This window comes from Pectobacterium brasiliense, assembly GCF_013449685.1.
Taxonomy (GTDB): Bacteria; Pseudomonadota; Gammaproteobacteria; order Enterobacterales; family Enterobacteriaceae; genus Pectobacterium; species Pectobacterium brasiliense_A.
This window is the reverse complement of the sequence record NZ_JACDSF010000013.1, coordinates 39829-52493: the sequence shown is the minus strand read 5'-3', so window position 1 is coordinate 52493 and position 12665 is coordinate 39829. Positions and strand designations below refer to the sequence as shown.

The window sequence follows — 12665 nt, the reverse complement described above, 5'->3', positions numbered from 1 at the left end:
CGCCTTGTCGTCTTTGTCAGACATCCTGACCAGCGAGGTTACCTGAATATGAACAGCGTGGCAGTCGGACCTGACAACAACGCGGCGCGCCTCGCAATTTGCTCACTTTTACCCTGCAAATTACCTCAGCGGACGACATCGGGTTAGCGCTTCACGTTAACCCGCGCGCATTTGTTATCAGACTGCTTTCACCGCGATAGGTTCACCGGCCATTTTCTTCTTCAGCGTACGTTTGGTTCTGTCTACGACTTCACCCGCCAACTGACCGCAGGCGGCATCAATATCATCCCCACGGGTTTTACGTACGATCGTCGTGAAGCCATACTCCATCAGTACCTTGGAGAAACGGTCAACGCGGCTGTTTGAACTGCGGCCATACGGCGCGCCCGGGAACGGGTTCCACGGAATCAGGTTGATCTTGCACGGCGTATCTTTCAGGCATTCAGCCAGTTGATGCGCGTGTTCGGTGCCGTCATTGATATGATCCAGCATCACATACTCAACGGTAACACGTCCCTGATTCGCATTGGATTTCTCCAGATAGCGGCGTACTGCGCTCAGAAACGTCTCGATGTTGTACTTTTTGTTGATCGGCATGATGTCGTTGCGGATGTCGTCGGTCGGCGCATGCAGAGAAATCGCCAGCGCAACATCAATCATATCGCCCAGTTTATCCAACGCAGGCACCACGCCTGACGTGGACAGCGTCACACGGCGCTTGGACAAACCAAAGCCAAAGTCATCCAGCATGATTTCCATCGCTGGCACCACGTTAGTCAGGTTCAGCAACGGTTCGCCCATCCCCATCATCACGACGTTGGTGATGGGGCGCTGGCCGGTAACTTTAAACGCACCGATAATCTTCGCCGCACGCCACACCTGACCGATGATTTCCGATACGCGCAGGTTACGGTTAAAGCCCTGCTGCGCCGTTGAACAGAATTTGCATTCCAGCGCACAACCTACCTGAGACGATACACACAGCGTAGCGCGATCTTCTTCTGGAATATAAACCGTTTCAACCCGCTGACCGCCCACCAGAATCGCCCACTTGATGGTGCCATCGGAAGAGCGCTGTTCATCCACCACTTCAGGAGCGCGAATTTCAGCGATCTCCTGCAATTTGCTGCGGAAGACTTTGTTAATATCCGTCATCTGGTTGAAGTCATCACAGCAGTAGTGATAAATCCACTTCATGACCTGATCGGCGCGGAACGGTTTCTCTCCCATCGACATGAAGAGGTCACGCATTTGCTGGCGGTTAAGATCCAACAGGTTAATTTTTTCCGCACTGGCTTTGACGGATTGAGAGGCATCAGCAGACGCCGGAGAGAATTCGGACACGGTTTGCTCGGATACGGTAGTGTTAGATGCGGTAGTGTGAGATGCCGTCGTTTCAGACACGACAGTTTCAGACGCGATTTGCTTAGACATTGTCAATCCTGGCCTCGTTATTACACGTTATGGCGCTAAAAAGAAGGTTGAATTCGATGGTGATGACCAAAGAAACGCCCCGGATAAGTGCAGGCTCATCCGGGGCGCAGCATTGTACAAAGTTTAAAACAGGTAAGCTACCATCACCGCTTTTTTTCTGTGTCATTGCTTCGACACGGCGCACTCACGCAGCGAAAAAGAAGCAACATCACACGCGCTAACCTGTTTATCACGCGTAAGATTACGCGCGCGCGCAGATCTCATCATCGCTGAAGAAATAAGCGATTTCACGCTGAGCAGATTCGATAGAGTCAGAACCGTGTACCGCATTCGCCGTGAAGCTGTCCGCGTAATCAGCACGCAGCGTTCCCGCCAGTGCGTTTGCTGGGTTAGTAGCACCCATGATGTCACGGTTACGTTGGACAGCGTTTTCACTTTCCAGCACCTGCACCATGATCGGGCCAGACATCATGAATTCGACCAGGCCATCAAAGAACGGCTTACCTTTATGCTCAGCGTAGAAACCTTCCGCTTGCTCACGGCTCAGACGCAGCATTTTAGCCGCAACAATAGTAAAACCCGCGCTTTCAAAGCGTGCGTAAATCGAGCCAATAGCATTCTTGGCAACCGCATTAGGTTTTACGATGGAGAAGGTACGTTCTATCGTCATATTGACCTCATTAACTAAACTGTCAGATTACAGCCGGATTATAAGAATTGTATACCCAGCCAGTGAAAGTGGCGCAAATTATAGGTGCAGAGACCGTTGTTGCCTACCAAGGAAATAACATTTTATTAAAAAAATATTACCTCTCATTTTCCCTTCATTAACGATTACGCATCGTACGTTTTCGTTTCCCACCGCCCCCGTACTGAATGTAACAAATCATCGGCGATCACAATTCTGAAGGTTACTTGTAACGTTATAGGTTATTTGTTTTTAAAACAATAAGATAACTGGAATTTCTTTGTCATTCACTGCTAGCCTGCTGCTGTACCCACCATAATGGCCAGTAAGAGGGCTGATAATGAAAAGAGCGGTCAATGCATTGCAAAATTTCGGCAAGTCCCTATATGGGCCGGTGCTGATACTCCCGATTGTCGGGTTATTCATCGCATTTGGGAATGTGTTCGGTAACGGCAATCTAGCGGGCTATGTCCCTTTACTTAACCATCCTTTGATTCAGGATTTTGGTCAACTGATTTCCAAATCTGCCGTAGCGATTCTGGCTAATTTGGCGCTGGTGTTCGCCGTCGGGATCCCGATCGGACTGGCGAAACGCGATAAGGGCTACGCTGCGCTAATTGGTCTGGTGATGTTTATCATCTTCATTAATGCCATGAACATCACGCTGCAATTACAGGGCAAGCTCGTACCAGCCGCAGAAATGCGCCCTACTGGGCAAGGCATGGTGCTGGGCGTTCAGGTGCTAGAAATGGGCGTTTTCGCTGGTATCCTGATCGGCGGATTCGCAGGTTATCTGTATAACCGCTATTCCAGTAAACAGTTTAACGGCGTGATGGCGATCTATTCCGGCCACTGCTTCGTCGCCATTCTGGTTATTCCGCTGGCGATTGCACTGGGCTTTGCGATGAGCGCCCTGTGGCCGTTTGCTCAGCACGGCATCACCTGGTTGGCCTTCGCTATCAAAGGTGCGGGCCCTGTTGGCATCGCGATTTATGGCTTTCTGGAACGCGTGCTGATCCCCACCGGGCTGCATCATCTGGTCTATACCCCGTTCCTGTACACCGAACTGGGCGGAACCGCAGAAGTGTGCGGCAAGCTGTATCAGGGCGCACGTAACATCTATTTTGCTGAAATGGCCTGTCAGGACGTCAAACAGCTAAGTTCCACCGTGGTCTGGGATGCACGCGGCATCAGTAAAATGTTTGGTCTGACGGCCGCTGCGCTGGCGATGTACGTGACAGCGAAGCCAGAAAAACGGCTGGCCGCCAAAGCTATTCTGATTCCGGCCGCGTTTACCTCTTTCTTACTGGGCGTCACCGAGCCGCTGGAGTTCTCGTTCCTGTTCGTCGCGCCGATGCTGTTTGCCGTCCACGCCGTACTGACCGGCATAGGAATGATGCTGTTCTCCATCATGGGCGTGCATGCGATTGGTGCCAACGGCGTCATCGACTTCCTGCTTTATAACCTGCCGCTGGGCATCGAGAAATCCAACTGGCCGATGTACATCGCGGTCGGGCTGACGATGTCGGTAGTTTACTTCTTCGTCTTCCGCTTCCTGATTCTGTATTTCGACATGCCAACCCCTGGGCGTGAAACCGATGAGGAAGAGACGCGGCTGTATTCCAAAACCGAATATCAGGCCAAGGCCGAGAATCCGGCAAAAACGCAGGAGCCAGTGAAAGGCGATGCCCAGCTTGTGGGTGCCACCATCATCGCCGGGCTGGGTGGCAAACCCAATATCGAGGTGGTGGACAACTGCTACACCCGCCTGCGGGTCACCCTCATCGACCCAGCTTTGGTAGACGAACAACAGCTTAAGAACACCGGTGCGAAAGCCGTTATCCGACAGGGTAACAACGTACAGGTGGTTTACGGACTTCACGTCAAAACGATACGCGAAGCAGTTGAAAACGCGCTTTAACAGGAGACTGACCATGACGAAACCCCCATTCATTCTGACCATTGCCGGCGGCGGCAGCACCTATACCCCAGGCATCGTAAAGAGTCTGATGGTACGTCTCGCGGATTTCCCGCTGGCAGAGATTCGTTTGTATGACATCGACGGCCCGCGACAGGACATCATCGCGCCGGTGGTGGAAAAAGTGATTCGCGACCACAGTGACAGCATCGTCTTTACCGTCACAACCGACGTGGAGACCGCGTTTAGCGGCACCCACTTTGTCTTTGCCCAGATGCGCGTCGGCCAGTACAAGATGCGCGAACAGGACGAGAAAATCCCACTACGTCACGGTGTCGTCGGGCAGGAAACCTGTGGCCCCGGCGGACTGGCCTACGGCCTGCGTACCATTCTGCCGATGGCTGAGCTGATCGATCTGGTTGAGCGCTATGCGCATAAAGAGGCATGGATCGTCAATTACTCCAACCCGGCCGCGATTGTTGCCGAAGGCGTGCGCCGCCTGCGTCCTAACGCCCGCGTGCTGAATATCTGTGACATGCCGGTTGCCGCGATGCGTAACATCGCTGCCGTGCTGGGCGTCGATCGTCACGACATCACGGTGGACTATTTTGGGCTGAATCACTTTGGCTGGTTTACCCGCGTGCTGGTCGACGGTGTCGATCGTATGCCAGAGCTGCGCGAACACATTGCCCGCTACGGCTTGTTGACCGCCGATGCCGCCGATACCGATCCGCAGCACGCCGATCCGTCGTGGGTGAAAACCTGGCGCAACATCAAACCCGTCATGGATCATTTCCCAGAGTTCGTGCCGAATCCGTATTTGCAGTACTACCTGATGCCGAATCAGATGGTGGAGCATCAGGATCCTGACTATACGCGCGCCAATGAAGTGATGGACGGGCGTGAGAAGAAGCTGTTTGCGGCCGCCGCCAGCTACAAGGAAACGGGGATTCTGTCGGACGCGTTCCACGTTGGTGTGCACGGCTCCTTCATCGTTGATGTCGCCTGTTCACTGGCGTTCGATCTGCGCCAGCGTCATCTGGTGATCGTCGAGAATAAAGGCGCCATCGCCAATCTGCCTTACGATGCGATGGTGGAAGTACCCGCTTATATTACCGCGCAAGGTCCAGAACCGGTGCGGATGGGGAATGTTCCGCAGTTTCATCGCGCCTTACTGGAACAGCAGTTGGCGTCTGAACAGTTGCTGGTGGAAGCCACGCTGGAAGGCAGCTACGAGAAGGCCTTGCAGGCATTTACTCTGAACCGAACCGTGCCGACAATGCAGCACGCCAAAGCCATTCTGGACGAGATGATTGAAGCCAATCAGGATTACTGGCCGCAATTAAAACAAGCATATAGAGACGGTATCGCCCAATAATCTGCGACTTGTCGGATGAGGGAAAATCGCTGACAATGAATCTATCATTGCACATCAATGATAGATTCGGGGTCGAATTCGTCGGCCCCAACGTGGAGGATCTATGTCAGCATCGTCTTCTGATTTGCCCGTTTCTCATGAGCGGTTTGTCTCCGCAGACTGGCTTGCCAGCCACCTGAATGACAGCAGCATCACGATCATCGACGCCCGGATGCTACCGCCGGGCAACAGCACCCGTGATATTCACGCTGAATACCGCGCCGGTCATCTGCCTAGCGCGGTTTTTTTTGATATTGAAACGCTGTCCGATCACAGCACCGATCTGCCACATATGATGCCGACTCGCGAAGACTTCGCACGCGCGATGGGCGAGTTGGGCATCGATAACCAGCAGCATCTGGTGATTTACGATGAAGGCAATCTCTTCTCCGCACCACGTGCGTGGTGGATGCTGCACACGTTCGGCGCGACATCCATCTCAATCCTGAGCGGCGGTCTGGCGGGCTGGAAAGCACAGAATTTGCCATTGGAACAGGGTGATGTAACACCTAAGCCGACCACATTCCACGCCACGCTGGATGAAAATGCCATTCGCTCACGCGATGACGTGCTTTCCATCAGTTGGGATAAATCAGAACAGATTGTCGATGCCCGCCCCGCTCCCCGTTTTAACGCCGAAGTGGACGAACCCCGCCCTGGCCTGCATCGCGGCCGTATTCCCGGTAGCCTGAACGTGCCGTGGACTGATTTGGTCAGTAACGGTGCGCTGAAACCTAATGCCGAGCTGGCGACCATTCTGCATAAACACGGGGTCGATTTTACTCGTCCCATCGTCGCCAGCTGCGGCTCCGGCGTAACGGCCTCTGTCGTGGTGCTGGCGCTGACGCAGTTAAATGTCCCGAATGTGACGCTGTACGACGGATCGTGGAGCGATTGGGGGAGCCGCGATGATGTCCCAATTGAGCGTGATTAGTTCCGTTCGGTGTTTTATTGCCGTCAATCAGAGGTAGCAGGTGGATAATCGGCTGGCGTCCTTAATGCAGCACGGTCAGGTGCTGACGCGCGCGGAATACCGCGTGCTGGCTTTTATCGTCGATCATTCATCGCTGATAGGCAAAATCACGGTGCGGGAGCTGGCGCAGAAGACCTATGTTTCCACGGCGACTATCATGCGGCTGTGCCAGAAAATCGGTTTTAGCGGCTACAGTGAATTCATTTATCACTGCAAAACGCTGCTCACGGAGCATCCGCGTCTGGCTCCCTCGCCTGTCGTTACACCCAATGACGCTTCGCTTCCTGATGCTTTCCAGCATTTTGTCGACAATTATCAGCGCACGTTTGCCTACATTAGCCATCAGGATAGAGCCACTTTCAGCGCTATCCTGCGGCAGGAAAGCCACTTTTTCCTGTACGGCGCGGGGTTTTCCCATCTGTTTGCTGAATATTTGGCGAAGAAACTACAGGTGCTGGGGAAAGATGCCTTCTCTTCCGGATTAGGAGACAGCCGAGGCATTTTTCTCAATAATGCGCCGAAGTATCAGGTGTTTATCGCTATCTCCCGCAGTGGGGAAACCGAGCAGGTGTTGGATAAGGCGCGTATCGCCAAAAACATTGACATGAAGGTGATCGCGTTTACCCGTGCGTCGTTGAATTCATTAGGCGAGTTGGCTGATTTGCACTTCCGGCTCTACGATGATGCGGTTCACTATGCGGCGGAGGCCGGCGAGATTAGCTCATTTGAATCGAATCTGGTGATGTTGATCGATCTACTGCTATTGCAGGCAACAGCGGAAAAACCGTAATCCGCCGTTGCCTTCATCAAATTTATACACCCGTTATCAGGCGTTGCCGCTTCCCTTAAACTCCCTCAGGAAACTCCCCCACTTACGCTCGTAGAACGGCGTGGTGTGCTTAATCATATAATGACTGATACCCGATTCGCCGTCCTTCACCAGACACAGGTCGACAGGACGCTCGTCCGGTAAAGTATCGCTGGCAACACTACCCGCTTCACGGATGATGGCTTCCTCGTCCTGATCGGCATCAATCCCAATCAGCAGGTGCGGCTGCTCTTCGCCCGGTTCCTGAATCTGCGCCAAAAACGCCCGTTTTACATGACGATGTTTGGTAAACAGCTGCGTCAGGGAATCAATCATCTGCGCTGGCATCTCGGCTGGCTGGCTCAGTACGACCTGCATCTCTTCTTCAACAACGCGTTGCTGAACAAAGCCGTTACCTTCTCCAGACAGAATATGTTCAATTTCCTGTGGCAAAAACTCTTTGCCATACGGCAGCTTAGGGTTGAGGAACAGCGTGACGCCCTGCGTCATTTCAAACAGCGAACGCGTCGGCAGGGCCAGAAAAGCGGCTTCTTCCTCAATCACGCTCTGCAATGCTTCCAGAGAAGAGAAGAAAGGAATGGCGGATGAACCATCGTCTTTTTCCCAGTGCTGAATGTTCACATTACTGCCCGCATGCAATACCACCTCACCGGATTCATCCCCGTCATCGGTACTGCCCAGCACAAACACCGTGGCTTCCATCAGTTCACTGAAAAATTCAGGACGATGCGCTGGCTCCGTTGCGGCCAGAATCAGCACTTCTTCCAGTTTATTACGTGGCGAAAACTCCATACTTTCCTCAACATGATTACGTTAAAAACTGACGCTTTAAGACCTGAACCGACTACTTGGCGTTGCTCAGCAGGAGATTCGCCAGCGTGCGTACGCCGAGTCCCGTTGCGCCCGTCGCCCACTGATCTACTGCGCCTTTACGGTACGTCGCGGAACAGTCAATGTGCAGCCAGCCTTGCTGGTAATTTTTCACAAAGTGCGACAGGAAAGCCGCTGCCGTGCTGGCACCGGCAGTGTGTGCACCACTGGCAATGTTGTTCAGATCCGCAAAGCTGGACGGCAGATGGCTGCGGTGGAATTCTTCCAGCGGCAGACGCCAGAACGGCTCGTTTTCTTCTGTCGCGCTTTCCTGCAATGCCGCCACCAGCTCATCATCGAAGCTGAACAGCGCGTGATAATCGTTACCCAGCGCCATTTTTGCCGCACCCGTCAGCGTTGCACAGTCAATAATCCACTGCGGATTCTGCTCGGAGGCATCGATCAGGCCATCCGCCAGCACCAGACGCCCTTCTGCGTCGGTGTTCATGACCTCAACCGTTTTACCATTGCGGTAGCGAATGATGTCACCCAGTCGGAATGCATTACCGCTCACCATGTTGTCCGCACAGCACAGGTACAGCTTCACGCGCTGTTGCAAACCGCGCGCCGCTGCTAGCGCGAGCGCGCCCGTCAGCGTGGCTGCACCACCCATGTCCGATTTCATGGAATCCATGGAACTGCTGGGTTTCAGGCTGTAGCCACCGGTATCAAACGTAATCCCTTTACCTACCAGACAGGCGAATACTGGCGCATCCGCGTTACCCGTCGGGTTATAGTCCAGCGCCAGCAGCACTGGTTGACGCTCAGAACCGCGCCCCACCGTGTGCAGGCCAGCATAATTCTGCTCACGCAGATCTTCACCTTTGGTGATGCGATAGCTGATAGCGTCACAGGCAACGTCACACAGCAGATCGACTGCGCGGGTCGCCAGTTGCTCTGGTCCCAGATCTTCAGCAGGCAGGTTGATGGTGTCACGTACCCAGTCCACAATCTTCAGACGATCGTTCAGCTCTTTCTTGTCAGCGTCGTTCAGTTCCGCCCATTCAACCGTTCTTTGCCCTTTCGGCCCGCGATATCCCTGCCAGAATGCCCAGCTGTTTGCCAGATCCCAGCCTTCACCGGCTAACTGAACGTGCTTAATTCCCTGCCCATCAATTTTGCGGGCAGCACGTTGGATCACCGCCTGTGCAGCTTTGCCATTCAGGGACGCCCCGACATGAATGGTAAAACCCTGCTCATTCACACTCAGCGTCGCTTTTTCTCCCCAGCGCGCGTCAGCAGATTGAGTGGAGAGTGAAATCAGCATGGTATTGTTCGTCATAGTGCTTCTCCGATAATAGGTATTCCTGCCACGTTTCATGTTTGCAGGTGATGTTCATATTTACAGACGTTCTGCTTCTCAATACGTGTTTATAAACGCTCTCGCTTATAAATACTCGGTTTGCAGATAAATAAACGGTGCATCATGACATGCAAATGTTACGAATTTTGGCACAAGAATGAAACGGGCCACCCAAGGCAGCCCCGTCATTGTGCTATTCAGCTTCATCTAACCAGACCAGCAGGATCGCTTCCAGAATTTTTTCATTGGAGGCATCAGGCCTATCGTCAAACTCATCCAGCTCGCAGATCCACTGATGCATATCCGTGAAACGGACGGTTTTCGGATCGAGATCGGGAAACTGATCGTAAAGCGCTTCGCCAATAGCCCGGCTGTCTGTCCATTTTAATCCCATCGCGGTTTCTCCTTATTCAGATCAATGCTCGCGCGCGTGGTTGATCGTATAGCGCGGGATCTCGACGACCAGATCGTCCCCGGCAATACGCGCCTGACAGCCCAGACGACTTTCCGGCTCAAGCCCCCAGGCCTTATCCAGCATGTCGTCTTCTTCTTCTGTACTTTCTGCCAGCGAGTCGAAGCCTTCGCGCACGATGCAGTGGCAGGTGGTGCAGGCACAGGATTTCTCGCAGGCGTGCTCAACGTCAATACCGTTACGCAGGGCGACTTCCAAAATGCTTTCACCGCGTTCCGCTTCCAAAACCGCCCCTTCAGGACACAGATCCTGATGCGGTAAAAAGACTATTTTAGGCATGTTATACCTCATCCACAGAATGGCCTGCCAGCGCGCGACGGATAGAGGCATCCATGCGACGGGCGGCGAATTCCTGGGTTTGTTGATCGACTGTTTTAATCGCGGCTTCAATCGCCACAGGATCGCTTCCCTGCATCATCGTATGCAGATGTTCGGATACCGCGACAATGATGCCTTTTTCGTCATTGCTCAATAACTCGGCGTCAGCCACCAGCGCGCTTTGCAAGCTTTCCAGCACGCGTGCCGCTTCCACTTTTTGCTCTGCCAGACGACGCGCCCCGACATCTTCCTTCGCATTCAGCATCGAATCGGTGATCATCATGGCGATTTCCGTATCGCTCAAACCGTATGACGGTTTCACCTGAATGGAAGCCTCGACGCCCGTCGATTTCTCCATCGCCGTGACGCTCAGCAGGCCATCCGCATCAACCTGAAAGGTCACGCGAATGTGTGCCCCACCGGCAGGCAGCGGCGGTAGACCGCGCAGTGAGAAGCGCGCAAGCGAGCGGCAATCCGCCACCATTTCGCGCTCTCCCTGCAAGACGTGGATCATCATGCCGCTCTGGCCATCTTTGAAGGTGGTGAACTCCTGTGCGCGGGCAACCGGGATCGTGGTATTACGCGGAATGATTTTTTCCACCAGCCCGCCCATCGTCTCCAGCCCCAGCGACAAGGGGATCACGTCCAGCAGCAGCATTTCACTGTCTGGCTTGTTACCCACCAGAATATCCGCCTGGATCGCGGCGCCGATAGCGACAACCTTGTCTGGATCGATCGACGTCAGCGGTGTACGACCAAAAAACATTCCGACTCGTTCGCGCACCAGTGGAACGCGCGTCGATCCACCCACCATCACCACTTCCAGCACGTCTTCTGGCGTCAGTCCCGCGTCTTTCAGCGTGCGACGGCAGGACAGCAGCGTACGTTTCACCAGCGCAGCAATCAGCGAACCAAACTGCTCACGGGTGATCTCACCCTGCCAGCCAGCAACATCCACACGCACCGACTCGGCGCTGCTGAGTGCAACTTTAGCCTTCACCGCCGCGTGGCGAAAAGCATGATCTAACTGACGATCGTCACGATCGTGAATGCCTGCCTGCTCACGCAACCACTCCGCCAGCAGATGATCGAAATCATCACCGCCCAGCGCAGAATCACCGCCTGTCGCCAGCACTTCAAAGACGCCGCGGCTCAGACGCAGAATGGAAATATCAAAGGTGCCGCCGCCCAGATCGTAAATAGCGATCACGCCCTCTTTACCGGAATCCAGCCCGTAGGCAATCGCGGCGGCGGTCGGTTCATTGAGCAGACGCAAGACGTGCAGCCCGGCAAGACGCGCTGCGTCTTTGGTGCCCTGACGCTGTGCATCATCGAAGTACGCAGGAACGGTAATCACCACGCCATCCGGCACGCCACCTAACGCCGCTTCCGCGCGCGCGGCCAGCGCGGACAGAATGTCCGCCGACACCTGTACGGGATTGAGGTTGCCAGCCGAGGTCTGAATCAGCGGCAGGCCGTTCTCGCTGGCATGAAAGTGATACGGTAAATGCGGGTAGCGTTGCTGAATGTCGTCCAGAGATCGCCCCATCAGGCGTTTGACTGAGCTGACGGTATTTTCCGGATCGTGGGCAGCATTGTCGCGCGCATCCCAGCCAACGCTGTGGCCATCGTGACGATAGTGGACAACCGATGGCAGCAGGTCACGCCCGTCACTATCTGCTAGTGTCTGAGCTTCACCGCTGCGTACGGTGGCAACAAGAGAATGGGTGGTGCCTAAATCAATACCGACAGCCAGACGACGCTGGTGCGGTGCGGCGCTAAGGCCAGGCTCACTAATTTGTAATAAGGCCATATTGAGCTTCCATCAATTGGCTGGCGAAAAACCCGATATGGCAATCACCATCGGGTTACCCGCCGGATTAACCAGTTATCTGTCCAGCAATTGTTCTTCGAGTTCTTCAACCTGTTGCTGGAGCTTGTCTAAAAAGCGTAGCTTGCGCACGGTATCTGCGGCGTCTGTCCACGTCTCATTATCGAGTTCATCACGCATATGCGAACGGCGCTTAACGATCGTTGCCTGCAATCGCGCGGCGAAGGCCGTCAGCGCCTCATCGGCATCCGATCGCTGCGAGATCGCGTCCAATTCTTCGCGCAGTTCCAGCTGTTCCATCAGGAATACGGTGTCCTTCATCGTGTGCTGTTCGTTGTTTACATCAAAACCATGCAGCGACAGCATGTACTCCGCGCGCCTTAGCGGATGCTTGAGCGCCTGATAGGCGTTATTGATCGTCGCCGCTTGCTGCACCGCCAGCATGCGCTCACGCTCTGGGCTGGCAGCATAACGGTCAGGATGGAACTGCCGTTGCAACTCCTGAAAACGGGATGCAAGCAGGCCGCCATCCACATCATAGCGAATCGGCAGCCCGAATAACGTAAAGTAATCCATAGTGGTACTCTGGGAGTTCTGGGTAGCAACGCCTGC

The 12665-nt window shown here is 54.2% G+C and carries 12 protein-coding genes; 4 read left to right on the top strand and 8 right to left on the bottom strand.

Features of this window, described 5'->3' with window-relative positions:
• Nucleotides 1-177: 177 nt before the first annotated feature.
• Together H0248_RS05580 and ndk are read right to left on the bottom strand one after the other, a co-directional pair.
• Entirely contained in the window at nt 178-1434 is a 1257-nt protein-coding gene (locus H0248_RS05580; protein WP_219608966.1) for a bifunctional tRNA (adenosine(37)-C2)-methyltransferase TrmG/ribosomal RNA large subunit methyltransferase RlmN, read from the bottom strand.
• A 241-nt stretch (nt 1435-1675) separates the two neighbouring features.
• Entirely contained in the window at nt 1676-2104 is a 429-nt protein-coding gene (gene ndk / locus H0248_RS05575; RefSeq protein ID WP_180780784.1) for a nucleoside-diphosphate kinase, read from the bottom strand.
• 358 nt (nt 2105-2462) lie between these two features.
• On the opposite strand from ndk, the gene H0248_RS05570 reads away from it, so the two are divergent.
• From H0248_RS05570 to H0248_RS05555, 4 genes are all read left to right on the top strand, one after another.
• Nucleotides 2463-4043, top strand: coding sequence for a PTS transporter subunit EIIC (locus tag H0248_RS05570; RefSeq protein ID WP_180785072.1), 1581 nt, complete (start codon nt 2463-2465; stop codon nt 4041-4043).
• 13 nt (nt 4044-4056) lie between these two features.
• The gene (locus tag H0248_RS05565) at nt 4057-5418 is read left to right on the top strand and encodes a 6-phospho-alpha-glucosidase (protein ID WP_180785071.1); all 1362 of its coding nucleotides are present in this window, start codon (nt 4057-4059) and stop codon (nt 5416-5418) included.
• Nucleotides 5419-5521: 103 nt separating this feature from the next.
• Nucleotides 5522-6391: a 3-mercaptopyruvate sulfurtransferase gene (gene sseA / locus H0248_RS05560; protein WP_180785070.1), complete on the top strand. Its 870-nt coding sequence runs from the start codon at nt 5522-5524 to the stop codon at nt 6389-6391.
• Nucleotides 6392-6431: 40 nt separating this feature from the next.
• Nucleotides 6432-7220, top strand: coding sequence for a MurR/RpiR family transcriptional regulator (locus H0248_RS05555; RefSeq protein WP_180785069.1), 789 nt, complete (start codon nt 6432-6434; stop codon nt 7218-7220).
• 36 nt (nt 7221-7256) lie between these two features.
• Here the strand turns inward: H0248_RS05555 and sseB are convergent, their stop codons facing one another.
• The 6 genes from sseB to hscB form a co-directional block, all read right to left on the bottom strand.
• A complete protein-coding gene (sseB, locus tag H0248_RS05550) occupies nt 7257-8051 on the bottom strand; it encodes an enhanced serine sensitivity protein SseB (RefSeq protein WP_180785068.1) in 795 nt (264 codons plus the stop codon).
• Nucleotides 8052-8103: 52 nt separating this feature from the next.
• Nucleotides 8104-9411, bottom strand: coding sequence for an aminopeptidase PepB (gene pepB, locus H0248_RS05545; RefSeq protein WP_180785067.1), 1308 nt, complete (start codon nt 9409-9411; stop codon nt 8104-8106).
• Nucleotides 9412-9625: 214 nt separating this feature from the next.
• On the bottom strand, nt 9626-9826 hold the full coding sequence (gene iscX / locus H0248_RS05540; RefSeq protein ID WP_010280073.1) for a Fe-S cluster assembly protein IscX: 201 nt from the start codon (nt 9824-9826) through the stop codon (nt 9626-9628).
• Between the two features lie 21 nt (nt 9827-9847).
• On the bottom strand, nt 9848-10183 hold the full coding sequence (gene fdx / locus H0248_RS05535; RefSeq protein ID WP_005970171.1) for an ISC system 2Fe-2S type ferredoxin: 336 nt from the start codon (nt 10181-10183) through the stop codon (nt 9848-9850).
• Nucleotide 10184: 1 nt separating this feature from the next.
• Nucleotides 10185-12035: a Fe-S protein assembly chaperone HscA gene (hscA, locus tag H0248_RS05530; protein ID WP_180785066.1), complete on the bottom strand. Its 1851-nt coding sequence runs from the start codon at nt 12033-12035 to the stop codon at nt 10185-10187.
• A 75-nt stretch (nt 12036-12110) separates the two neighbouring features.
• The gene (gene hscB / locus H0248_RS05525; RefSeq protein WP_180785065.1) at nt 12111-12629 is read right to left on the bottom strand and encodes a co-chaperone HscB; all 519 of its coding nucleotides are present in this window, start codon (nt 12627-12629) and stop codon (nt 12111-12113) included.
• Nucleotides 12630-12665 lie beyond the last annotated feature (36 nt).